This is a genomic window from Pseudoalteromonas sp. Cn5-37, assembly GCF_021532495.1.
GTDB lineage: Bacteria > Pseudomonadota > Gammaproteobacteria > Enterobacterales > Alteromonadaceae > Pseudoalteromonas > Pseudoalteromonas simplex.
Map to the genome: position 1 here is coordinate 18,857 of NZ_JAKGBA010000014.1, position 23,895 is coordinate 42,751.

A 23,895-nucleotide genomic window follows, 5' to 3' on the forward strand; every position below is an offset into this window, starting at 1 on the left:
AGTGTGAGCCTTGCAAATTTAAGTAGCGATGTTGTGCCAGTGTTTTTAGCTGGTTGCGTTCTTATGGCAATGATTTGTGCCTTATGTGTTACTCAAAATTCTATTTTAAGGCTGAGCTTAGTCGTCAATGGCGTGCTTGGATTAGCAATTCTTAGTCTTGGCATGCCTTGGTTAGTGCTATTGTTAAGTGCAAGTGTTTGTTTTCATTTGTGGCAGGCATTTCGCACAACTAATTGGCTAGCAATCATTATTTCAGTTGTTGCTGCGATTGTATTAACAGTACTTTATTCAGCTCATTTATTGTTACATACTGCTCTTTACTGGCTTGTTTTTTCTGTCGTTATTTTGTGTATATCAGGCTTTTTTAACTATGAAGAACCTGAAGAAGAGCAAGTGGTCGTTGAGCCACTTCACACTGACGAGTTAGATGCGACACCTCTTACAGGCTTACCCGATCGCAACGCCTTAAAAAATAGCTTTATTGCTTGGACCGAGGAGAATGATGCCAACTGCGCGTTAGTGATGCTTCGCCTTGAAGGTTTTAACGATGTAAACCAACACATAGGTCGAGACTTTGGTGATTTGTTATTAGCGCAATCAGCAACCCGAATTAAACAGCAGCTCAATGTTGATAATGTTCTTAATATAGTGGGTAATTCAGGCAAAGCCGAAAAGTTGGCGCATTTAGGGGGCTTAAACTTTGCGTTTATTTGTTCATTAGAGGAACAAAAGCACCTTCATGAGCAACTAATTAGTCAAATTCGCCATGTTACTTTAAAGCCATTTAATGTTGCCAATTGCACCATTGAAGTTAAAGTTCGTGCCAGTTATGTAGTTTGTGATGAGCCTGAATACAGCTTTGAAAACTTCATTTCGTTTGCCAATCTAGCGCTTGATTCAAATCCAGACAAAGCGATTGTGCCTTATCATCCACAAATGATGATTGAGCAATTGGAGCAGCAAGCACGACTACGTGAGTTAGCACACCTTGATTTTGCAAGTGAACTAGAGTTGTATTTTCAGCCAGTTATTCGTAATAGCGATGAGCAAATCGAATTTTTAGAATTGCTGTTACGTTGGCAGCATCCTAAGCAAGGGATTCTTTCTGCGAATAAATTTATAGATGATATACGTGTTGCAGGCCTAAGCTATCCTGTTGCAGCTTTTGTTATTGAGCGTGCAGCAGAACTTGCTATGGCACTACGAATGGAAGGTATTGAATTACCTCTTAGTATAAATGTGTTTGGCCCTGAGATGCTGCACGAAGAATTTATTGAGTTTGTTGACCGTATCATGGCTGAGCATCGACTAGAGCCGGGTGATTTAATTATCGAGTGCCCGCTCGATTTATTTATGAGTTTAGATGATCAAGGTAAAGCGATGGTTGCAAGGCTCAATAGTATTGGTATCAAATTATGTATAGATGGTTTTGGTGACACACCTATTTGGCTAGCTAAGCTTCCGAATCTTAATGTTGAGTATATTAAAGTGGCGGCTTCACTTACCGCTGATTTTGCTCATCAAAGTCAAATTCGAAGCCTCGTTTCGGGCATGGTCGATATGCACAATCAAAATAATGCAAAAGTGATTTGTGAAGGAGTTGAAACTCTAGAGCAACTTAAGTTTGTAAAGTCGCTTAAAACCTATGCTGCACAGGGCTATTATTTTAATTACCCATTGAGTAGTGTTGGTATGATGTCATGGCTTAAACAATGGCGTTTGGAACATCAGTAAGCGTAAAGCTGTGCTCTCCCTCTGGTAGGCTTCACGATACAACACCGCTTTTATAACCCTAGTTTCTGTAGCCTTGTCACGTGGCTACGGTAAAGTTCAACTGGATCAACTTCACGAAAACTATGTAAACCAATAAATTGGTTAATCTCATCGAGATGATTCATTTTGTAATCATCTTTGATCACATGCCCTAAATGGCTACTACAGCGTGAAATGAGGCCGTCACTGTGACCTAAGATAAATAATGAGCCAAATAACATGGATAAGTCACTTAAATCTAAGATATTAGTGAGTGTTTCTGTGCCGCTCCAAGAAAAGTAGTATACGCCATTGCTTGCAAGCATATTACCTTGTTCGCACTCGTTTTTGGGCAAGCCTTCGGGGTACTTTTGATTAAATGTTGCTGCTCCTTGTGTGCTTAAACTATTTATTGCACCGAGTGTATTTTGCGGTAATTGACTATTGCCTGATAATAACGAAATAACACCACCGAATGCATCGAATACTAATCGAGTTGTATATTCTGCTTGAGAGCCGGGTGTTAGCTCTTTATTAATAAGATCAATAATGCCACTGCCATAATTTGCACCGCCTACACTGGTAACTGAGGCAATTAGATCAGGCCTGATAGATGCAACATAGCGTGCAGTTTGCGCACCTTGACTGTGACCAATCAAGTTTACTTTTTTAGCACTAGTCAGAGCTAAGATTGATTCTATTTGTGTGAGTAATTGCTCGCCTCGGACTTCTGAACTGTTGATAGCAGAAACGGCAGGTGTGAAGACTAAAGTACCATCTTTTTCCAGAATTGTAGCGATATTGTAGAAGTAATCGATTCCGAGCAGGTTATCGAATCCCATTAGCCCATGAACTAAAACAACTGGATATTGGGTAGTTGTTTTTTTGGCATTGCACCAAGGGCTCAACAAAAAAAGTAAGGTAACAAATAAAATTAACGGGATTTTTTTCATACCTTTTACTCTTCTACTTCAATATTTATCACCAACAAGCCTTAAAAAAGCCTGATTTTAGTGCGCTTTTAATTCACCTTACCTTAAATTTGGGTTCTCTGTAATGTTAAATTAAAGTAAGCAGGAAAAGATGGTTTTAGTGTTTCGTTATATGTTTATCAATTTGTGTTTTTTCTGCGGTTAAGCAATTTATTTTTAATCTGGTATTTGATAAAGTCCGCGCCGTCCTCATCCTGTAGGACATCCTGTTGATGATGCATCTGAAAGGATGCAACGTATTGATAGCTTCTCCCCAGTTTGCTATAACGACTCACTCCTTGTTGAGTGAGTCGCTTTTTCTTTTCTTATCATACAATTCATTGCACAAATACACGCAAGTGATACCATCAAAGTGATTCTTATTTACTTTCGAAGGAATGCGTTATGTTTAAATCTTTGGCAATAGCTGCCTTTTCATTATCGAGTATTTTAGTTGCCCCTTTAGCCAGCGCAAATTGGCAAGTTAATAATGAGCAAAGTAACGTAAGCTTTGTATCTATTAAAAAGAACTCTATTGCAGAAGCACATCATTTCAAAAACGTGTCGGGTACACTCAACGAACAAGGTCAATTTAAGTTGATGATCGACCTGACATCGGTTGAAACTCTGATCCCTATCCGCAATGAGCGCATGACAAAGTTGTTATTTGAAACAGCTAAATTTCCTAATGCTGTGTTAACTGCTGATTTAAGTAAAGCATTATCAACACTGAAACCAGGTCAACATGTGCTGAAAGGGTTAAAAGCTGAATTAGACTTTCATGGCAACAAGAAAGAGCTAACGATTGATGTTCTAGCTAATATGTCAGCAAAGGGCGATATTAGCGTGTCATCTTTTACGCCAGTTATTATTAATGCAAGTGACTTCAAAGTAACAGAAGGTATTAGTGAGTTACAAAAGCTTGCGGGCTTACCATCAATTGCAACAGCGGTTCCTGTAACATTTTCTTTGACGCTAGATAAAGAAAAATAATGCAATCACTTGCTGACTTACAAGCCGCTCTTCAGACGCCTAATAAACCTTTTGATCAATGGCAGCCACAAAACTGTGGGCAAGTGCCAATAACGATTGATGCGCAAGGGCGGTGGTTTTATGCCAGCAGTGAAATAAAACGCGAGGCAATGGTTAAACTCTTTGCCTCTGTGCTTTGCAAAGAGGCAGATAGTTATTTTTTAAAAACACCCGTCGAGAAAATGGCCATCACTGTGATTGATGTGCCTTTTATTATTGTTGATTGGCGTTTTGAAGAGACAGAGCAAGGCCTTGCTCTATGTTGTGTCGATAATTTACAGCGCGCTTGGTTGGTATCAGCAAAGCAACCACTATTACTGAGAGAGTTTGAAGGTGTCAGTGTGCCTTATCTTCAATTAGCACATGGCTTGGCTGCGAGGGTATCGAGAAATGTTTATTATCAGTGGGCTGAAATAGCCTGCTCAGATGAGCAGGGCTATTATATAGAATCATTAGCCAAGCGTTATTACTTGGCCTAAGCACTTAGTCTTCTGGTTGTTCGTCAGACTCAGGTGCTTGCGCTTCAATAGGGCCTAAAAACCACTCATCGAGCTTTTTAGCAACTTCAGGTAAGCCGGTGCCTTTTAGTGAAGAAAAGGCGTGAACTGTAATATCACCATCTAAACTACTTAACTCACGACGAACTTGTAAAACTTGAGCTTTACGCGCGCCTTGTTTTAGCTTGTCAGCTTTAGTTAATAGTGCCAGCACTGGAATTTCGCTGCCCACCGCCCAGTCGATTAAGTCACGGTCTAAATCTTTTAACGGGTGGCGAATATCCATCAAAACAACGATACCTTTTAAGCTTTGACGTTTTTGTAAATATTCACCTAGCGACTTTTGCCATTTCTTTTTCATTTCGATAGGCACTTTCGCAAAACCATAGCCCGGCAAGTCAATAAGGCGCTTATCGGCATCAAGTTCAAAGGTATTGATCAGCTGAGTACGACCAGGTGTTTTAGAAGTACGCGCTAACTTTTGATCAGTTAACGTGTTTAAAGCACTTGATTTACCCGCATTAGAGCGACCAGCAAACGCGACTTCAATCCCCGTATCAGCAGGTAAGCGTGAGATATCAGGTGCGCTGGTAACAAAGGACGCAGTATTGTATTTGATACGAGATTTGAGCACAGGCTCTCCTAGTCTTTTATAAAAAATAACAAACAGTGGCTAATTTCCACTTAAGGCACGTATTTTATACTATTAAAGCAGCATTCAAAAGCGTATTTAAGCGTGCTAAATTGGCTTTAAATTAGGAAAATTACTAGGTGTAAACTTAATCTAAGTCAAATCCCTATAAATTATGAGCTTAATGTGGGCAGAAAACGTGCCAGAGAATTTATTATCGTGTAGAATGTAGAAATCACAACATCCATATTGTAGATGATACAGGGTCGGAAACAGAGAATTCACCATGAAAAAAATAGCACTATCTTTAACTATATTGCTTGGTACGTTGTCAGCAAGCAACGCAACAGCATTTGATGGCGATGTAAACGCAGGTAAAGAGAAATCGGCAACGTGTGCGGCTTGTCACGGCCCAGACGGTAATGCACCGGTTAATATCTACCCTAAAATTGCAGGCCAACACGCAGATTATATCTATAAACAATTACAAGAGTTTAAATTAGGTATGACATCTGGCGGCAAAGAAGGTCGTATGGATCCAGTAATGAGTGGTATGGCTATGCCGCTTAGCGATCAAGACATGAAAGACCTAGCAGCTTACTTCTCTTCTTTAAATATGTCTGAAGGTGCAACACCTAAAGATGTAGTAGAAGTAGGTCAGCAGCTTTATAAAGCCGGTGATGCAGAGCGTGGTATTCCAGCATGTGCTGCGTGTCACGGTCCTCGTGGTAACGGTACATCACTAGCTAAATTCCCGAAAATTTCGTTCCAACATCCAGAATACATCAAGTCACAACTTGAAAAATTCCGTGATGGTACGCGTAATAACGACTTAAACGGTATGATGCAAGACATCGCTAAAAAGCTAACAGACAAAGACATCGAAGTACTTTCAAAATACTTAGGTGGCTTACACTAAAGTATGATTGCGGAAAGAAATGCTCCGCAGTAGTATGTAAAGAGTTTGAAAAAGCAGCGCAAGCTGCTTTTTTTGTACCTAACGTATGTCGAAATTTCCCACTCCCTTGTGAGACATTGACCATATCTAGCTGTAAGCCAAGTCTTATTTTTATTTCACTATTTTTGCTAAGTCTTTGTTATTAATTAAAATGACAATGTTGCAATAAGTCATCTGTAAGAAAAATTATATAAATTAGTTGTAACAATTTTATTAATAAGTAAATTAACCACTGTCGCTGAGACAGCAAAAACAACATGGACAATGTAATAAGGAAAGTAACTGCGGCAAATCTTTAGGGGTTGACACTAGTTAGGTGTCCTAAAGGAAATAACAAAAAAGTGTCAGGATTGACCGAGAATAATAAAAGCTCATGGAAGTTTAATAATAAAAACAAAATGGAATGCTACACGGAAGGTTAAAACAATAACAAAATGGATAAACAATAATAATAAAAATAATAAAGACTAAAAAGTCGAAGGGAGAAGTGTCCAGATAATTGGCGCTCAGATTAGTAGGCGGTAGAGATGTTTTCTCTACCGCCTTTTTATTTGTCCTGTTACAATAGCCACCGTTTGTACTAAAAGTATGAAAAGTGCGCAGTTCGTCAAGTTGACCAACCACATCCGCACATCGAATTCTTCTGGTTATGCCAGCATTACAATGCCACAAAGGCGTTGTGCACAACCTCTTAAGTGAGATGATCAAGATATGAGTAGAAAGAAAAAGTCGCGTAAAATTCCATCGAATGGTCCTGTACGTCTAAGCAAAGAAAAGCTTAGAGAGATGCGCGCGTTAAAAGAGCAGCGAGTTAAAAAGACCAAAGGTGCTAAACCTGGGTCTCGAAATGCACCTGATGCACACAGTGCAGAAAACACTGCAGCGAACAATCAACCGAAAGATAAGCGTGTTGGTAGTAAAAAGCCAGTTTCTTTAGTTGCGCCTAAGGCTGAGCCGAAAGTTGAAATGAAACGCAACTTAAAGCCTATGGTTGAGCTTAAGAAAGTGGCTGAGCCTGAATTAACGCCAGAGCAAGAGTTAGAAGCGCTAGAGAATGACGAGCGTCTACTTAAGCTGGTTGAGCGTCATGAGCGCGGTGAGTTATTAACAGGTAAAGACGCTAAGTACTTCAATAGCCGTATTGCTCGCCACCAAGCACTTTGCGAGTTATTAGGCATTGAAGATGAAGACGAGTACGAAGATGACTTTGAAGATGATTCGTACGATGAAGGTGAATCTGACTTCGATAAGTACTTATCTGATGATTTAGCCAACGAATGGTTTGATGACGAAGATGAGGATAAGCGATGAGCACAACCTTGATTATTGCCATCGTAATTGGTGCGGCAATTATCGCAGGGCTTGCGTTTTATGCAGGACAACTTCTGTATAAACTAAAAGAGCAAAATAAGCTTATTGCCAAGAAGCAAGCTGAGCAGGAGCAAAAGCTAGCGGCATCAAAAGCAAAGCGTAATGCAAAGTTAGCCGATAGCATTCATTTAATTGCCCGTGCAATGAATGAAGAGCAATGTGAGTTCTCAGAAGGCTGCTTACGTATTTGGGTGCTGATCTCTCAATATAGCTTTGCTGAAGAGTTTGAGCTAAGTGAGCGCTACCCAGGCATATTTAAAATGTACGAAGTCGTAAAAGATATGCCAACGCACGATGCCCGTAAGAAATACTCTAAAAAAGAGATTTTTAAAATGGACACTGCTCGCTGGCGTGCTGAAGAGCAGCATAGCGATGAAATTAAAGCAGATTGCGCACGTATAATTGAAGAGTTTAAAGCCGCTCCAGGCAGCGAAAACGTAGTATTCAATTAAGTTGACGTATCGTTGAATTAAACAAAATAAAAAGCAGAGCCTAGGCTCTGCTTTTTGTTGGGCTAGATAACTCGTGAGAAACGAGTTTGCTTGATTTGTTGTTGTAGGTGCGCATCAAAGCACATACAAATAATACGAATAAATAAATTACCGCGAGCTGTTACTGTGATCTTATCTTGGCTAACAGACACCAAGCCATCAGCTAGTAATGGGTCGAGTGCCTGTAGTGCCTCGCAGAAGTAGCTGGCAAAGTTAATATTAAACTGTTTTTCGATTGCTGGAATATCCAGCTCAAACTGGCAGATCAATTGTTTGATCACTGCGGCACGTAACGTATCGTCATCAGTTAAAGCAACACCTTTACAGATTGCACTGCCATAGCCTTCTTGCACGGCTTTGTAATAGTGCTTTAACTCTTTTTCGTTTTGTAAAATGGCATTGCCTATTTGCGAAATAGATGACACACCCAAACCTAATAAGTCACATTGGCCATGCGTTGTGTAACCTTGGAAATTACGGTGTAATTGACCTGCGTTTTGTGCAATTGCTAGTTCATTGTCTTTACGGGCAAAGTGGTCCATACCAATAAACTGATAACCCGCCGCTAACATCTGCTCAAGGGTATTTTTGAACATAGTGAGCTTGTCGCCAGCAGATGGTAAGTCAGCGTCTTTAATTTTACGCTGAGCAGCGAATCTATCTGGTAAGTGGGCATAGTTAAATACCGACACGCGATCAGGGTTTAACTCTATCAGCTGCGCAATCGTCTCTTTAAAACTCTCTGGTGTTTGCAGTGGCAAACCGTAAATCATATCTGCATTAATAGACTTAAAGCCAAGTTCACGAGCCTCACTTATTAAACCTTTTACAGATTGCACGCTTTGTGGGCGATTAACTGCCAGCTGCACATCATCATTGAAATCCTGAATACCAAACGAGACACGATTGAAGCCAAGCTGACGTAGGTGAACTAGCATGCCATCAGCTAAAGAACGAGGGTCAATCTCAATACCGCGCTCGGCATCATCAGCAAAATTAAAATGCTGCTCAACCAATGCCATTAAACGGCTCATTTGCTCTGCCGATAAGAACGTTGGCGTACCACCCCCTAAATGCAGTTGCTCAACGTTATAATCGGCAAAAAGTGTTGCTTGCTCAGCAATTTCAAGCGCTAAGTTATCTAGGTATAAATCGGCTTTAGATTGATGACGAGTGATCACCTTATTACAACCACAGTAATAACAAAGCTGACTGCAAAAAGGGATATGGATATACAGCGATAAAGAACGGCTTTTCGATGCCGCAATCGCGTTAATCATATCTTGTTGCTTATAACCATCAGCTAAAGACAATGCTGTTGGGTAAGATGTATATCGTGGCCCAGAAATATTGTACTTGTTGATCAGAGATTGATCCCAGCTTGGTAAATTTATCACAGTCAGCACTCCGCAATTGATTGAGCGGCTATTTTAACGAGTTTAGCAAGTTAGCTATTTGATCTAGAACAATGTCGGAGAATAGAAACGAATCGGCAATGCTTTAAGGTCGTTGTAAAAACAAAGAGTTTACTATTTGAGCAGTTAATTTAGTGATTGTTAAAATAAAGGGTTTTGCTAGTGACAAGGTTGCAAAAACTTTTTATACTGCATCCCGCTTTAGTCAGTTAAACCTGTTAAACGCATCAAAAAATTTAGCTTTCGCTAATACAATGGCCCCTTAGCTCAGTTGGTTAGAGCACACGACTCATAATCGTTAGGTCCCCAGTTCAAGTCTGGGAGGGGCCACCATTTTCTTGCTGTAAAAAACCAAAAACCAAAAATCAAAGCTTAAATCTATCTCAAGCAGCTGCGTTCCACTATTGTTCCACCTCTTTTTTATCTTTAAAGTTCAACGAAATAAAATTATTTTTTAATTTTTTAAAAATATTTTGTCAGGTTTTCTGTGTTTGTCTCGTCTATAGCTGCAAATGACACGAAGTTGTTCCTATTAGGTGGTAGCGATAGGCAGTGTCTTATGTATCTATTTTTACGAAAAGGACAAACTTATGACGACTACAACATCAACTGTGAATACGCTAAAACTTGATTCAACAAATGCACCATTTAGTGATGCTGCTGTTTGGTTAAAAGAAGGGTGGGGGTTATTTAAAAAAGCACCGTTTAAACTTTTTTTACTTATGACGCTGTTCGCTATTGTGCCAGGCTTAGTGCAGCTATTACCTGCACCTACAGGTTTAACTGTATCAAAATGGTTAGCGCCTATGTTAATGGCGACGGTGTGGCCATTGTTGTTTAACCTGAATAATCAGCAAGGCTTTTCATTTAAGCACAATGCAACATGGATGAAGTGGGGGCGAGTTGCCGTGTGGTCAGTTGTTGGTATTTTACTGGCGCTGGTGCAATTTGCTGTTGGGAGTACTTTGATTGGTAGTGAGCAGTTATCGGCTTTATTGTCAGGTCAGTTTGTTGATGTTGAGCGCTGGCGCGTAGGGGTCATGTTTGTATCAATTGTTCCTGTAAATATGTTGCTTATGTTTGTGGTACCTCTGTTACTTTTAAACAATGCTTCGCTTAGTGCAGCTGTTAAAGAAGGCATTACAACGGCACTAAAGGTGATTAAACCATTAAGCATGCTTTGTTTGATTAATATGCTCGTTACCTTTGCTGCCCCTTATAGTCTTTTACCTATGTTGTTGGTAGGGCCGGTATTAGCATGTACCTACTTTTGTGCCTATAATCGTTTGTTCAAATAATAATAAAAACATGGAAGTACAGTGAAAGCTGATGTTCAAATAAACACATTGCTGAATGAATACGCGCCGCTGTTGGCGCGTGTTGCTGCAACCTACGAGATCAATCAAGCGCTACAAGATGAGCTAATTCAAGAGATGTCGCTGGCTGTTTGGCGCGCTTTTGAAAGTAATGACTCATCACCCGATGTTGCCTTTCGGGGCGATGCCAGCATAAAAACCTATATTGCCCGAATAGCTCACAATAAAGCGGTTGATCATGTGATAAAAGAGCAAAACCGCAAAGAGGTGGCAAGCTCTGAAAGTATTGATTACACCCAAGCCTTAAGTGCGCATAAGTCACCAGACGACAGTTTAGATTTAATGGCTGCCCTTCGTAAATTAACGCTGAAATATCGGCAGGTGCTTGCTTTACAGCTTGAAGGGTTTAATCAAAGTGAGATAGCTCAAACGCTGGGACTGTCTGAAGATGCTGTTGCTAAACGTGCCAGTAGAGCAAGACAGCAAATTGCGAGCCTAATGGAGTAAATAAAGTGGATAAATTCGAAGCAGATGATCAATTAGCTAAGTGGCAGCAGGCATTCGTGCAGGCAACGCCGAAAGTGGATAGTGCAGCGTTAATAGCACAAACGCAAAAGTCGCGAACTAAGTTAAAGCTAAAAGGGTTAATCGACTCATTTTTAGGTGTTGTGGTAACCGTATTTTGTATTTACGCCATGTTGTTTGAAGCAAAAAATACCTATGAAACCATTATGTTTGCGCTATTAGTGCCTATTCCTCTAGGTTTTGGAATTTGGTCATACCGTTTAAGGCGAAAGCTGTGGCGAGCAGAAACACTAGACGTTAATGCAATGCTTAATTTTAAAGAGAATCAGCTGAAGCACCAAGTTCATTACTGGCATGTGAGTTTTATTGGCTGCGTTGTGCTTTGGTGCGCTTTGTTAATCGCTGCCTTGTTTAATATGGTTATGTTTAAAACATACAGCCTATGGCTTATCCAGCTTGGTATTAATGGTATTATCGTGCTGGCTGTTTATATACGCTATAAAAAATTAAAAACACAGCTAGCTGTAGCACTTGAGAGCATTCAAGCAATGCGCTGATGTGCGGCTCTCACTTTTGCTGCGAATTGATTTAACCAGCCAGTAGCTAAACTTGGTTTGTAAACCAGCTCGAGGCGCTCTTGGCAAGTGTAGTTACAGTCTAATACATCGATGACTTTGAGGGCTGGATCGTTTGCAATAAAATCAGGGACGTATGCTAATGCAATCCCTTGTTTGACGAGTGACAGCAAGGTGCTGAAATCGTTGCAGCGATAACTTATGGTTCTAGGTACTTTGTCATCTCGCCAACCATCTGAGCCGACACCCCTAGTTACGCCACAAAAGGGTGAAATACTCGGACAAGCAAAACTAAATTGAAAAAGCTCTCTGTTGGTGAGTGAACCCTTACTAAACTGTTCGAATAATGGATGCGAGTGCGCAGCTACAACTTTGAAAGTAGTTGTGCCTAAATATATACGTTCAAAGTCACTTTGCAGTGTGCTTTCATTTAATGCCACTTCGGTAACTAAAGCTAAATGGGCATGGCCGCTGGCAACCTGTTCAATGGCTTGACCTTCCCAACTTGTATCAATATTAAATTGAAAACCTTGCTCATTAAATTGCGATAATAAAAAAGGCAGGTAATGCTGTAGCAGCAAAGAGGGGCCGGATAAGTTAACAACCGTATTTTTCGTGCTTCCATTAAACTCGCTGATAGCTTGATCAGCCTCATGAACCAAATTAAGCGCATAATGGCGAAATTTTTCACCTTGCTGATTTAGTTTTATATTTCGACCAATTCGCTTAAATAGTTGTGTATTTAGCTTAATTTCGAGCCGTTTTATGACCTTCGAAAGCGCACCAGGTGTGACATTTAATGTTGCAGATGCTTGCTGTAAGTTATTGTGCTTTGCGATGACCAAAAACTTTCGTAAATCTTCTGTATCCAAGTTTGCCTCTAATTCCAATATGGAAACGTATAGATAGTTTTAATAGCTTAATGGTTAATTGTTTAAGTGCAATAATTTCGTTATTAAATTTCATTAAATGAGAGAGCGATGACGTCTTACAATCTTAAGCAGTGGTTTTATGTTAAGCGCCCTGATGGACGTGTCAGTGAGCAGCATTATGCATTGCGAGAATCTGTAATTTCGCCGACATTGGCTAAAAACGAAGTGCTGCTAGAGGCAAAGTACATTTCTGTCGATCCATATATGCGTATTCAACAGGCTGCTAAGCCGAATTGGGAGCAACCTCATGCATTAAATACAGTGCAAGGGGCTGCGGTTGTTGCTCAGGTTTTAAAGTCAAACAGCGAGCGATTTAAGCAAGGTGATTGGGTAAGCGCTTATTCAGGTTGGCAAACTCATGCAGTTGTCCATGCCAATGAAATACAAGCCTTAAACCCTAATGATGCCGATGTAAGAACGGCACTAGGTGTTTTAGGTATGCCTGGGCGAACAGCTTGGTTTGGTTTAATGGAAGCAGGTAAACCAAAAGCCGGCGAGACGGTTGTCGTTTCAGGTGCTGCTGGAGCCGTGGGTTCGTTAGTTACTCAGTTTGCTATAAAAAATGGTTGTCGTGTTATTGCCTTAGCTGGATCTGAAGAAAAATGTACTTGGTTAGAAAAGCTCGGGGTCGCTTATGCGCTTAACTATAAGCAATTTGACTCAGCCCAACAGTTGCACGAAAGGTTGATGGAGCTTGGTGGTGTTGATGTTTATTTTGATAATGTTGGCGGGATGAACACTGATGCGGTGTTGAGCAGCTTAAACTTGCGTGCTCGTGTAGTGATTTGCGGGCAAATCTCGCAGTACGATGGCTCGCTTGACAACCCCGAACTAGGCCCTCGCTTTCTTCATCAATTACTTTATAAACGAGCGACAATTCAAGGGATTTTAGCAAGAGACTTTACTCACCGTATGCCTGAAATGATTAATCATATTTTGCCGTGGTTAAAAGCAGGAGAGATCCAATTTAAAACAACCGAAATTAATGGCTTTGAAAATTTACCAAGCGCGCTTGAGGGATTGTTCGAAGGGAAGAATATCGGTAAAGCGATTGTTCGTGTTAAATAAAAGGTATTAAAAAATGAAAGCAAATTTCGCTGTTCTGTTGTTACTTTGCTGTTTAATTGTCAGTTTTAAAAGCATAGCAAAAGAGGTTAAGCATTTTCATGCGCATAGCCGAGTTGGTATGCATGGCATGGTGTTGTTCACCGATGGCGTTGAGCTCTATGCCAGCCACCTTCCTTTGTACCACGCCCCGCATGATTACCAATTAATTTATCGTGTAGAAACTCGCTATGAGAAAGAACTAATTCGTTGGCTTACTGTGCAAGAAAGTGATTCAACTCCTCAGTATTTAAACTCTATGATCACTCTATTGCCTGCTAAGTTTGACTTGAATAAGTTAATTGCTGGGCAGACATTGAGTGTGCCCAGCCAATTATTCTTCGGTCATTTTGAACGAGGCGGTAAAAAATGGCTAAAGGATGAAAACTTTAAGTTTGTTTCTCTTGTATATAAACGAGCACTGTCATCGACTCAGCACGTGTCGCAACCGCGCTGGCAAAGAATAAATAAAGCGACAAATGAACAAGGAATACAAATATTGGTACATCAAATACAGGCCAGCCCGTCATTTGACGCCATTGCTTTAGTAAGAGGGTGTGAAGCTGAGCGTTTGCAGGTAGAAGTAAACGTGCCAACATTTACGCAATTATCAAGTGGCTTTAATGACTGTGAGTACAGCCAAATAGTTTATTTTGAAACGCAGGATTTTATAAAGTAGCCAGTAAAAAGGCACTTATTTGTAAGTGCCTTTTAATTCTTCTGACTATTTGTAACCGTTCGGGTTATTGCTTTGCCAGCGCCATGTATCTTGCATCATCTCATCGATGCCACGCTCTGCTTGCCAGCCAAGTTCTTTTAATGCTTTTTCTGGAGCTGCGTAGCAAGCTGCAATATCGCCCGCTCGACGCGGCGAAATTTGGTAAGGTACGGCTTGACCGCTGGCTTTCTCAAAAGCGGTAACCATCTGCAGTACTGAATAACCATTACCTGTGCCTAGGTTAAATACGTGCGCACCTGTATCACTTGCAATTCGGTTCAGTGCTTTTAAGTGACCTAATGCTAAATCGACAACGTGGATATAGTCACGAACACCTGTACCATCTACAGTATCGTAGTCATCCCCAAACACACCAAGCTTTTCTAGTTTACCCACAGCAACTTGCGAAATATAAGGTAATAAGTTGTTAGGAATACCATTAGGGTCTTCACCAATAAGGCCAGACTCATGTGCGCCTACAGGGTTAAAGTAACGTAAGATAACAAAGGCAAAGCGTTCATCGGATTTCGCGATATCTTGCAGCATCATCTCTACCATAAGCTTTGATGTGCCATACGGGTTAGTCGTGCCGCCAACTGGGAAGTCTTCGCGAATTGGTAAGCTTGCTGGGTCACCGTATACGGTTGCTGATGAGCTAAATACTAACTTAAACACGCCAGCATCACGCATAGCATCAACCAGAGTCAGTGTACCTTGTACGTTGTTTTGATAATACTCGATAGGTTTTACAACCGATTCACCAACCGCTTTTAAACCAGCGAAGTGAATAACACTATCAATCGTGTGTTCACTGAAGATTTTGTCTAAACAGGCTCTATCTAAAATATCACCTTGATAAAACGTGACGTCTTTGCCGGTGATTTGTTTTACGCGAGCCAATGACTCATTTGATGAATTGCTTAAATTATCAAGTACAACAACGTCTGTGCCTTGTTGTAGTAACTCTAAAACGGTGTGAGAACCGATGTACCCGGCTCCGCCGGTGACTAAAATGGTCATAAAATATCCATGAACTATACCTGGTTGAATTAGCCTTATTTCATCACATTTCGCGTTAAATTACATGAATAAAATGTGATTAAACTTCTTTCATAGAAATATCAGTGTCTTGTTTTTGATTACATTTTGCACCATATTGGTTACATCCAAGCGTTGAGTTATTAAGCTATAGTTAATTGTCAGCTGCTAAATTTTAATCAAAAGCTATTCCTGTTAAGTGGAGATAAAGATGAAAATTGTAAAGAAAATGGCCTTAGTAATGGTTATTGCACTACCTGCTTTTGCTCACGCAGGGGAGGCTAAGGTTAAATGGCATGACTTTAACGATTACCGTGATGTGCGCCCCGGAAATAACTCACCAAAAGGTGCATTTCATAAAAACGTGGCAAAGAGCTTTGAGAAGCACTTTAACAAGCTTGCTGAACAGTTACCTGATGGCTACACCTTCAATGTGGAAGTAACAGAGCTTGACCTTGCTGGTGATGTGCGTTTTGGAACGATGAATGAACTGCGCATTATCAAGCCAATTTATTTCCCACGTATTGACCTTAATTATTCAATTACTGATAAAGACGGTAAAGTGATTAGTGAAGCAAAAGACGTAAAGCTTAAAGATATGGGCTTTATGGACCGCATGAAAACAGGGCGCGATGAAGCTTATTACTACGACAAACGTTTAATCAGCGATTGGTTTGAAGATGAGCTATTACCATCGTTAAATCTTGGCGAATAAATCACCTTGTTTGCAGCAGGTGTGAATTTATTCGCAAAGTAGACGTTTCAGTAAGAATAGCGCCTAATGCAAGTTAAGAAGACTCTCTGGCTTGCAGGTAGGCGTTTACTAAAGCTGTGATTATTTGGCCTGCATCGTTCATACCTGTTTCTAAACTAACCGGGTGTTGTGATGGTGCGCCTTCACATAAATGTAAGTAGCGGGCTGTTGCTTGGCTGGCAGCTAAATGCACAAAGTGTTCTGCATCACTCACATTAAAACCACAGTTGGTGTATGCGCTAACTGGCATTAACGAAATACTGTCTAAGTCTACTTCTACGCCAAGCGAGGCATTATCAAACTGAGCTAGTGCGTGTTGACATGCTGAAGATAAATCAACTTTACGACGTACTTGAATGTCTTGGTAACTATCAAACGTGAAGTTTGCGTTTGTCAGGGCATCCATAATCGCTTGGTTATTTTTAAATTCGTGTAAACCTATCACATGGTAATCAGCAAGGTGATTCTCGCTGTACGCATATCTAAAGCCATTGCCACTATGACGCCCTTCGCATTCTCTAAAATCAGCATGAGGGTCTAAGTTAATAGCATTTACTGGTTTACCATCTTGCTTACTAAGGGCACGCAAAATACCTAAGCAGTTGTTATGGCCGCCACCGATTACAATTGGTTCAAGACCAGCTGTAAAGATCATTGCAAGCACTTGCTCAACGCGGGTGTCTATATCAGCGCACAATTCACGTAGTTTGGCTAAGTCGGCGTCGTTTTTATTATCAAGGTCAGCAGCTTGTTGGTTTAAGTCATCAAGGGCCACTTCGCCGAGTAGCAACACACGCTCGTGGTTTAAAAACTGGTTATGCGATTGGTTTAAAAAGCGCTTTAAAAATGCTTGCCACGCTTGTCCTGAGCCACCATTACCTAAGTTGGCACGAGGGCCAATATCTTCACATACGCCAACTAAGACATAACGAATACCGAATTGTTTTGCATCGATGAGTGCTTGTGGGGCGTTAACTTGAGTGTCGAGAAGGGCAAGGGCTTGCCAAGCTTTGAGTTCGTTAGCGCGGCGGACACATAAGTGCTTTACCGCCGCTTCATCATAAATTTTAAGGTAGTTTGTCACCGAGATTAGTCTTCTATTATTTCTAACTCTAATTCTTCAGCAGATAATATAATACCGGTGCTATCAGCGTAAACAAAGTCGTCATCAAAGAAAGAAACGCCTGCGAAGTTAACGCCTATGCCGTCTTCACCTGCACCTTCACTATCGGCAGCAACAGGAATAGAGGCAATTGCTTGAATGCCTAAGTCTAGCTCTTCAAGTTCATCAACATGACGAATAGCACCGTAAACGATAATGCCTTGCCAGTTGTTTTCTAATGCGATTTCAGCCAGCTCAATATCAATTAGGGCACGTCGGGTTGAACCACCACCGTCAATCAATAACACGCTGTCGGTGCCATCGGTTGATAAAATTTCGCGGATCAGCTCGTTATTTTCAAAGCATTTAACGGTTTTTACTCGACCACTAAAGCTTGGGCGTCCACCAAAATTGATAAACATTGGTTCGAGCACATCAACCACATCTGCAAAGTGGTCGCATAAATCAGAAGTGCTGTAATCCATTTTTTCATCCTCTAAAGAGACTGTCTGTTTAGTACTCAGTATACCCTGATACAACTCAATAACAACGACTTAATAGCGGATTATTGGTTTAAATCAAAGGAATTTTGTCACCGCAACATTAGTGTCTCAAAAGCGTCACTTAATTGTTATTTTTAGCGCCTAAGCTGAGGTGAGTATAAAAATTAGACGCAAAGTATGACAAGGAGCTCACCATGGCAAACAACATACTTACAAAATTGGCAAAGGTGGACGAACAGCTGTTCTTAAGTGTGTTTAATGATGCTTCGCCAGTGTGGTTAAGGCGATCAGCCATTGGCTTTTCAAAAAGTGGTGATGGCGGTCTTTATGTTGCACTATTTTTGAGCTTTTGGTGGTTTACGGAGCAAGCGCATTTTCAACAACTTGCAATGAGTCTACTGGTAGGTTTTGTCATTGAGCGACCCATTTATTTTTTAGTTAAAAAGCGAATTGCTCGGGTAAGGCCTTGTGATTGCTTAGTACAAGGCGCTTATTTAGTGCCGAGTGATAGGTTTAGTTTGCCATCGGGGCATAGTGCGGGAGCATTTGTAGTGGCGACAATTTTAACTATGTATTTACCTGAATTTGCCGGTTTGTGGTTGGTTTGGGCATCAGGGGTCGCTGCATCTAGAGTGATTATTGGTGTGCATTACCCCGCTGATGTGGTTATTGGTGCAGTAATGGGATCTAGTTGTGCAGTATTAGCTGTGATGGTGGTGGAGTCTATATGAGAATTTTGTACGGTATTCAAGGGACAGGCAATGGGCACATAACGCGTGCGCGTGTGATGGCTAGCACGTTTAGGGCTTTAGGAGTCGATGTTGACTATGTGTTCTCTGGTCGAAAAGAGCAAGACTACTTTGATATGGATGATTTTGCTGATTACCGAGTTTTTCGAGGTTTGTCGTTTACCAGTAAATCGGGGCAGGTTGATAGCTTTAAAACATTGAAAAATGCACGTCCACTACAACTAATTAAAGATATAAAAGGCCTTGATTTACGTCATTATGATTTGGTATTTAATGACTTTGAGCCAATTACAGCATGGGCTGCTAAACAACAAAATATTCCGGTAATTGGCATGAGTCATCAAGCGGCATTTTTATCTGATAAAGTGCCGATGTTTGGCCGCGCTTTCTTTCGCCGTGCGCTGATCCGTAACTATGCGCCAGCCAGTGTTTATTTAGGCGTACATTGGCAACCTTATGCTGAAAATATTATCCCTCCATTTATTGCTACTCATCATCACGATAACCCAGTGATGGTTGAAAATAAGGTGTTGGTGTATCTGCCATTCGAAAATCTTAACAATGTGGTCGAGTACTTAAAAGATTTTCCTGAAAGAGAGTTTTATTGTTATCACCCGGATGCTAAGGATTGTTCAATTGGTAATATCCATCTGCGAGCACCATCACGCGTTGGGTTTCTAAATGATCTTGCTAATGCGGGTGGCGTGATTGGTAATGCTGGATTCGAACTTGCAAGTGAAGCATTACAACTTGGTAAAAAATTATTGTTAAAACCGCTAGGTAAACAATTTGAGCAAGGTATTAATGCACAGACTTTATTGTCGATGGGGGCAGCTCATGTGATGAGTTATTTAAACCCCAATGCGATGGATGATTGGCTGCAATCTCCACAGAATAAAAAACTCAACTTCCCAAGCGATCCAGCACCTTTGGTTGAGTGGATAAGAAAAAAGCAATGGGAAAAGGTGGATCAGCTCCATAAATACCTGTGGCAACAGGTTGATTTAGAACAAAAACTAATTGTTTAAACCTTCCTAATATTAGAAAATGTGCGACAAGTTTAATCACTTTTTATTAGCTGCTTTAGATAGTTTAGCTATACTCTTAAATGCATGTTTCTATAGGGCACTTTGAATGAATGTATTACAAAACTTAACTATAAAGCGTCGTTTGCAATTAAACGCGCTCGTTGTTGGTCTTGCAATGATTGTGATGCTGTGTGTAATTATCCTTGAGTCGCGCATGATGCTAAAACTCAATGAAACAATTCAAAATGCGGAGGAGCTTGATATTCATGAACTTGCAATGCGCAAGCATGAAAAAAACTTTTTGTTTTATAAAGATGTCGAAAGTCTTGAGCTTTTTGAAAAAGAGTATGCACAGCTTAAAGTTAAAATGGCACGTCTTGACGAGCTAGTTAATGACTTATCAATGGAGTCAGCAAAACTTGATGAATTTAGAAGCTTAGCGAAATTGTATTACGATGACTTTAATGAAGTTGTTGTGTTGCAAAAGAAAATTGGTTTGCATCCTAAAGATGCGTTGTATGGTGAGCTACGTGGAGCCGTGCATCAAGTTGAAACCTTACTCAGTGAACGTGAAAACTATCAGCTATTAACCTTGATGCTGCAGCTTCGTCGCGCAGAGAAAGACTTTATGCTGCGATTTGATTTGAAGTATCTGGCTAAATTTGATGATTTAGTCAGTAATTTTCAGTCTGAAATTAAAAATGCAGGATTTGAAACTGGCTATGAGAAGCAATTACTTAGTAACTTGGCTACTTACCAAGTTAAATTCAAAGCGCTTGTCGATGCACAGGTGACTCTAGGATTAGATCTAGACTCAGGTGCACTAGGTGAAATGAAGCGAAGTGTAGAAAAGAGCGATGCAATTGTTAATCAATTAACAACGGAAACTAAAGCTTTTGTTGAGTCTAGCGCCGAGCGAGCGCAACTCATTGCGTTGCTTGTTTTCATTGTCGCCAGCGTTTTGGTCATGCTGTTAGTCTATTTTACTAGTCGTTCAATCATTATGCCTATTGAGCGTGTATATCACACGATTAATGAAATACGTCGCAGTAATGATTTAAGTATGTCTATTGAGCAGTCAGGTAAAGATGAAATCACCACGATGACAGTTGACTTTAATAGCTTGATTAGTGACTTTAAAAAGCTAATTTACGAAGTCAATACCGCTCTAGGCACACTCAATGTGGCAACAGAGCATTTATCTGAAACGACAGCGGCAACTAGCTCTGGTATGCAAGAGCAACTTCATGAAGCTGATATGGTTGCTACTGCTGCAACAGAAATGCAGGCGACGATCCAAGATATCTCTCACAATACTGAAGCAGCAGCGAAAAAAGCAGAGTCGACTAACTTAAGTGCGCAGCAAGGTCGTTCTGAGGTTGAATCAACGGTAGTGCAAATTAATCACTTATCAGACTCACTCGGTAATGCGTCAAGTGTGGTGTCGCAATTAGAAAAAGACGCTGAAACGATTGGCTCTGTACTGGATGTTATTCGTGGCATTGCTGAGCAAACAAACTTACTGGCACTCAATGCGGCTATTGAAGCGGCGCGTGCTGGTGAACAAGGCCGTGGCTTTGCGGTAGTAGCAGATGAAGTTCGCTCACTTGCGCAGCGTACTCAAGATTCAACACAAGAGATCGAGAGCATCATTTCGACCTTACAAGGGCGTACGCAAGAAGTGGTGAGCATTATGCAGCAATGTCGTACGCAAGGTGGCGAAAGTGCAGCACAGGCAAGTAAAGCCGGTGAGTTACTTCGTTCTATCACCGAAGATGTACAAACCATTATGGATATGAGCACTCACATTGCCACAGCGATTGATGAGCAAAGCCAAGTGGCTTCTGAGGTGAATAAAAACGTGGTTCGTATTCGTGATATCGCCCAAGAGGCATCGGGTCACGCAGCGACTAATGCGCAAACTAGCGAAGAAGTATCAGAGCAAGCGCGTGTGCTTTATCAAGCAATCGATAAGTTTAAAGTTTAATAATTACTTGATACTTTATATATAGACAAAGGCGCGGTGACGGTGTTGTCATCGCGCTTTTTTGTTTTTAGGTGTGCTTTATCGAGGCATTTTGATAGGTATTAAGGCACAAACTTAATAGGCACGCTGTCTTTACTTGCTTCGTGCTCAGTGACCCTTGTTTGGTATTGTTGCCAAAGCTCATTATGGTTAGATTGTAGCTCACTTAAATAGTGCCAGCTGAATAAACCGCTATTATGATTATCGCTAAACACCAGTCGAATCGCATAATGACCAACCGGCTCAATCTTGTTAATTCCTACTTGTTGCTTACCAAGTACGATTTTCATTGGTTCATTGCCATGACCTTGTACTTCAGCAGAAGGTGAGTGAACACGCAAAAATTCAGCACTAAATTGAGCAATAGTCTGATCATCAAAATGAACATCTAATACTTTGCTAACGCTGTGATAATGCACTTTAGTGACTTCTTTCATGTCAGCCTCGAATCTACGATTTATAAACTAAAAAGCCTCCAACTGGAGGCTTTTAATTATAACGCTAATTTGTTGATTAAAGAATGAAGCGACTTAAGTCTTCATCTTCAACAAGTGCACCTAAATGCTGCTCAACGTAATTAGCATCAATTGTTAGTGTTGAACCTGCTTTTTCTGAAGCATCAAATGAAATTTCTTCCATTAGTTTTTCCATCACTGTGTGCAAGCGACGGGCACCGATGTTTTCGGTTTTCTCATTTACTTGCCAAGCCGCTTTCGCGATACGTTCAATGGCATCATCAGTAAACTCAACGTCAACTTGCTCTGTTTTTAACAGCTCACGTTGTTGCTCAGTTAATGAAGCATGAGGTTCAGTTAAGATACGTTTAAAGTCATCAGCACTTAGTGCTTCAAGCTCAACGCGAATTGGTAAACGACCTTGTAGCTCTGGGATCATGTCTGATGGTTTAGCCATTTGGAATGCACCAGATGCGATAAACAACATGTGGTCAGTTTTAACCATACCGTGCTTAGTGCTTACTGTTGAACCTTCGATCAATGGTAGTAAGTCGCGTTGTACACCTTCACGGCTAACATCTGGGCCAGATGCTTCACCACGTTTACAGATTTTATCGATCTCATCGATAAACACGATACCGTTTTGCTCTACTGCGAAGATAGCTTGCTCTTTTAACTCTTCAGGGTTAACAAGCTTTGCTGCTTCTTCTTCAACTAATAGCTTAAATGCTTCTTTGATTTTTAGCTTACGCTTGCTGCGCTTATCGCCACCCATGTTTTGGAACATGCTCTGAAGCTGGTTGGTCATTTCTTCCATACCAGGAGGAGCCATGATCTCAACATTAGGTTGAGCTTGAGCAACATCGATATCAATTTCTTTATCGTCTAACTGACCTTCACGTAATTTTTTACGGAAAGATTGACGAGTAGAAGAGTTCTCTTCTGTTTTTGACTCACCAAAGGTATCGCGTGCTGGTGGTAAAAGAGCATCTAAAATACGCTCTTCTGCCGCTTCTTCAGCGCGATGTTTGAATTTTTTGGTTTGCTGTTCACGCGTCATTTTAATTGAGATATCAACTAAATCGCGGATGATCGTTTCAACTTCTTTACCAACATAGCCCACTTCGGTGAACTTTGTTGCTTCAACTTTAATAAAAGGCGCATTAGCAAGTTTAGCTAGGCGGCGAGCAATTTCAGTTTTACCCACACCAGTAGGGCCAATCATTAAAATGTTTTTTGGTGTTACTTCACTACGTAAATCTTCGCTCAGTTGCATACGGCGCCAGCGATTACGTAGCGCGATTGAAACTGCTTTTTTAGCTTTAGCTTGGCCAATAATATGTTGATCAAGCTCGTGAACGATTTCTCTTGGCGTCATCTCAGACATGGCAGTTCCTATTACAATTCTTCAATAGTTTGGAAATTATTCGTGAATACGCAGATGTTGCCTGCAATCGTTAGGCTTTTCTCTACAATGTCACGTGCACTTAGGTCGGTGTTTTCTAGTAGCGCTGTGGCTGCTGATTGTGCGAAGTTACCACCACTGCCAATCGCAATTAGGTCGTTTTCTGGCTGCACAACATCACCGTTACCTGTGATAATTAATGAAGCAGTTTCGTCTGCGACTGCTAATAGTGCTTCGAGCTTTCTAAGTGCACGATCACTACGCCAATCTTTGGCCATTTCAACGGCAGCCTTGGTTAAGTTGCCTTGGTGCATTTCTAGTTTGCTTTCAAATCGTTCGAAAAGGGTGAAGGCATCAGCAGTACCGCCAGCGAAACCAGCGATTACTTTGCCGTTATAAAGACGTCGAACTTTGCGGGCGTTGCCCTTCATTACGGTGTTACCAAGTGAAACTTGGCCGTCGCCACCAATAACGACCTTGTCGTCGCGGCGTACACTTACAATAGTGGTCATGATTATTCCTCATCATCGAGCGGCAAGGCCGCTCG

The 23,895-nt window shown here is 40.9% G+C and carries 25 protein-coding genes and 1 tRNA gene; 16 read left to right on the plus strand and 10 right to left on the minus strand.

Going from position 1 to position 23,895, the window contains the following annotated elements; all coding sequences use genetic code 11:
• Nucleotides 1–63: 63 nt before the first annotated feature.
• On the plus strand, nucleotides 64–1,734 hold the full coding sequence (locus tag L1266_RS14950) for a GGDEF domain-containing phosphodiesterase (RefSeq protein ID WP_235377833.1): 1,671 nt from the start codon (nucleotides 64–66) through the stop codon (nucleotides 1,732–1,734).
• Nucleotides 1,735–1,784: 50 nt separating this feature from the next.
• Here the strand turns inward: L1266_RS14950 and L1266_RS14955 are convergent, their stop codons facing one another.
• Nucleotides 1,785–2,705 (minus strand): esterase/lipase family protein, encoded by a 921-nt coding sequence (locus L1266_RS14955; protein WP_138616089.1) that lies wholly within the window; start codon nucleotides 2,703–2,705, stop codon nucleotides 1,785–1,787.
• Between the two features lie 423 nt (nucleotides 2,706–3,128).
• On the opposite strand from L1266_RS14955, the gene L1266_RS14960 reads away from it, so the two are divergent.
• Nucleotides 3,129–3,716 carry a YceI family protein gene (locus L1266_RS14960; protein ID WP_166341074.1) on the plus strand — a complete coding sequence of 196 codons (588 nt, stop codon included), beginning with the start codon at nucleotides 3,129–3,131 and terminating at the stop codon, nucleotides 3,714–3,716.
• Complete coding sequence (locus tag L1266_RS14965) at nucleotides 3,716–4,234, plus strand: DUF1285 domain-containing protein (protein WP_235377813.1); 519 nt, start codon at nucleotides 3,716–3,718, stop codon at nucleotides 4,232–4,234. Before L1266_RS14960 ends, L1266_RS14965 begins: the two co-directional genes overlap by 1 nt.
• Nucleotides 4,235–4,238: 4 nt before the next feature.
• Here L1266_RS14965 and yihA read toward each other — a convergent pair whose 3' ends face one another.
• Entirely contained in the window at nucleotides 4,239–4,886 is a 648-nt protein-coding gene (gene yihA / locus L1266_RS14970) for a ribosome biogenesis GTP-binding protein YihA/YsxC (RefSeq protein WP_138599290.1), read from the minus strand.
• 283 nt (nucleotides 4,887–5,169) lie between these two features.
• On the opposite strand from yihA, the gene L1266_RS14975 reads away from it, so the two are divergent.
• The 3 genes from L1266_RS14975 to L1266_RS14985 all read left to right on the plus strand — a co-directional run bounded on the left by L1266_RS14975 (nucleotide 5,170) and on the right by L1266_RS14985 (nucleotide 7,664).
• Nucleotides 5,170–5,802: a c-type cytochrome gene (locus L1266_RS14975; protein ID WP_054552855.1), complete on the plus strand. Its 633-nt coding sequence runs from the start codon at nucleotides 5,170–5,172 to the stop codon at nucleotides 5,800–5,802.
• Nucleotides 5,803–6,552: 750 nt separating this feature from the next.
• Complete coding sequence (gene yihI, locus L1266_RS14980; RefSeq protein ID WP_235377814.1) at nucleotides 6,553–7,152, plus strand: Der GTPase-activating protein YihI; 600 nt, start codon at nucleotides 6,553–6,555, stop codon at nucleotides 7,150–7,152.
• Entirely contained in the window at nucleotides 7,149–7,664 is a 516-nt protein-coding gene (locus L1266_RS14985) for a DUF2489 domain-containing protein (RefSeq protein WP_235377815.1), read from the plus strand. The genes yihI and L1266_RS14985 overlap by 4 nt, the downstream gene beginning before the upstream one ends.
• Before the next feature lie 62 nt (nucleotides 7,665–7,726).
• On the opposite strand, the gene hemN is transcribed toward L1266_RS14985, so the two are convergent.
• Nucleotides 7,727–9,100, minus strand: coding sequence for an oxygen-independent coproporphyrinogen III oxidase (gene hemN / locus L1266_RS14990; RefSeq protein ID WP_235377816.1), 1,374 nt, complete (start codon nucleotides 9,098–9,100; stop codon nucleotides 7,727–7,729).
• A 274-nt stretch (nucleotides 9,101–9,374) separates the two neighbouring features.
• On the opposite strand from hemN, the gene L1266_RS14995 reads away from it, so the two are divergent.
• From L1266_RS14995 to L1266_RS15010, 4 genes are all read left to right on the plus strand, one after another.
• Nucleotides 9,375–9,451, plus strand: a tRNA-Ile gene (locus L1266_RS14995).
• Nucleotides 9,452–9,708: 257 nt separating this feature from the next.
• Complete coding sequence (locus tag L1266_RS15000; RefSeq protein ID WP_235377817.1) at nucleotides 9,709–10,416, plus strand: hypothetical protein; 708 nt, start codon at nucleotides 9,709–9,711, stop codon at nucleotides 10,414–10,416.
• Nucleotides 10,417–10,437: 21 nt separating this feature from the next.
• The gene (locus tag L1266_RS15005) at nucleotides 10,438–10,941 is read left to right on the plus strand and encodes an RNA polymerase sigma factor (protein WP_054552830.1); all 504 of its coding nucleotides are present in this window, start codon (nucleotides 10,438–10,440) and stop codon (nucleotides 10,939–10,941) included.
• A 5-nt stretch (nucleotides 10,942–10,946) separates the two neighbouring features.
• On the plus strand, nucleotides 10,947–11,516 hold the full coding sequence (locus L1266_RS15010) for a hypothetical protein (RefSeq protein WP_054552829.1): 570 nt from the start codon (nucleotides 10,947–10,949) through the stop codon (nucleotides 11,514–11,516).
• Here L1266_RS15010 and L1266_RS15015 read toward each other — a convergent pair.
• Complete coding sequence (locus tag L1266_RS15015) at nucleotides 11,501–12,406, minus strand: LysR family transcriptional regulator (protein ID WP_138599286.1); 906 nt, start codon at nucleotides 12,404–12,406, stop codon at nucleotides 11,501–11,503. The two genes, L1266_RS15010 and L1266_RS15015, sit on opposite strands and share 16 nt — an antisense overlap.
• 108 nt (nucleotides 12,407–12,514) lie before the next feature.
• Between L1266_RS15015 and L1266_RS15020 the strand changes: the two genes are divergently transcribed.
• Both L1266_RS15020 and L1266_RS15025 read left to right on the plus strand, forming a co-directional pair.
• Nucleotides 12,515–13,534: an NADP-dependent oxidoreductase gene (locus L1266_RS15020; protein WP_138599285.1), complete on the plus strand. Its 1,020-nt coding sequence runs from the start codon at nucleotides 12,515–12,517 to the stop codon at nucleotides 13,532–13,534.
• Nucleotides 13,535–13,547: 13 nt separating this feature from the next.
• Nucleotides 13,548–14,249 (plus strand): hypothetical protein, encoded by a 702-nt coding sequence (locus tag L1266_RS15025; RefSeq protein WP_235377818.1) that lies wholly within the window; start codon nucleotides 13,548–13,550, stop codon nucleotides 14,247–14,249.
• 45 nt (nucleotides 14,250–14,294) lie between these two features.
• Here the strand turns inward: L1266_RS15025 and galE are convergent, their stop codons facing one another.
• Complete coding sequence (galE, locus tag L1266_RS15030) at nucleotides 14,295–15,308, minus strand: UDP-glucose 4-epimerase GalE (protein WP_054552825.1); 1,014 nt, start codon at nucleotides 15,306–15,308, stop codon at nucleotides 14,295–14,297.
• A gap of 229 nt (nucleotides 15,309–15,537) precedes the next feature.
• Here galE and L1266_RS15035 point away from each other — a divergent pair, with 229 nt between their 5' ends.
• Entirely contained in the window at nucleotides 15,538–16,041 is a 504-nt protein-coding gene (locus L1266_RS15035) for a DUF3016 domain-containing protein (protein ID WP_138599283.1), read from the plus strand.
• Nucleotides 16,042–16,114: 73 nt separating this feature from the next.
• On the opposite strand, the gene L1266_RS15040 is transcribed toward L1266_RS15035, so the two are convergent.
• Nucleotides 16,115–17,164, minus strand: a complete 1,050-nt coding sequence (locus L1266_RS15040) for a formimidoylglutamase (protein ID WP_235377819.1) — start codon at nucleotides 17,162–17,164, stop codon at nucleotides 16,115–16,117.
• Between the two features lie 5 nt (nucleotides 17,165–17,169).
• On the minus strand, nucleotides 17,170–17,667 hold the full coding sequence (rraA, locus tag L1266_RS15045) for a ribonuclease E activity regulator RraA (RefSeq protein WP_054552822.1): 498 nt from the start codon (nucleotides 17,665–17,667) through the stop codon (nucleotides 17,170–17,172).
• 212 nt (nucleotides 17,668–17,879) lie between these two features.
• On the opposite strand from rraA, the gene L1266_RS15050 reads away from it, so the two are divergent.
• The 3 genes from L1266_RS15050 (at nucleotide 17,880) to L1266_RS15060 (ending at nucleotide 21,449) form a co-directional block, all read left to right on the plus strand.
• Complete coding sequence (locus L1266_RS15050) at nucleotides 17,880–18,416, plus strand: phosphatase PAP2 family protein (RefSeq protein WP_054552821.1); 537 nt, start codon at nucleotides 17,880–17,882, stop codon at nucleotides 18,414–18,416.
• Entirely contained in the window at nucleotides 18,413–19,462 is a 1,050-nt protein-coding gene (locus L1266_RS15055; protein ID WP_235377820.1) for an MJ1255/VC2487 family glycosyltransferase, read from the plus strand. Before L1266_RS15050 ends, L1266_RS15055 begins: the two co-directional genes overlap by 4 nt.
• Nucleotides 19,463–19,568: 106 nt before the next feature.
• A complete protein-coding gene (locus L1266_RS15060) occupies nucleotides 19,569–21,449 on the plus strand; it encodes a methyl-accepting chemotaxis protein (RefSeq protein WP_138616133.1) in 1,881 nt (626 codons plus the stop codon).
• Nucleotides 21,450–21,550: 101 nt separating this feature from the next.
• On the opposite strand, the gene L1266_RS15065 is transcribed toward L1266_RS15060, so the two are convergent.
• From L1266_RS15065 to hslV, 3 genes are all read right to left on the minus strand, one after another.
• Nucleotides 21,551–21,925: a gamma-butyrobetaine hydroxylase-like domain-containing protein gene (locus tag L1266_RS15065; protein WP_235377821.1), complete on the minus strand. Its 375-nt coding sequence runs from the start codon at nucleotides 21,923–21,925 to the stop codon at nucleotides 21,551–21,553.
• Nucleotides 21,926–22,001: 76 nt separating this feature from the next.
• Complete coding sequence (gene hslU, locus L1266_RS15070; protein ID WP_235377822.1) at nucleotides 22,002–23,330, minus strand: HslU--HslV peptidase ATPase subunit; 1,329 nt, start codon at nucleotides 23,328–23,330, stop codon at nucleotides 22,002–22,004.
• A gap of 11 nt (nucleotides 23,331–23,341) precedes the next feature.
• A complete protein-coding gene (hslV, locus tag L1266_RS15075) occupies nucleotides 23,342–23,860 on the minus strand; it encodes an ATP-dependent protease subunit HslV (RefSeq protein WP_054552816.1) in 519 nt (172 codons plus the stop codon).
• Nucleotides 23,861–23,895 lie beyond the last annotated feature (35 nt).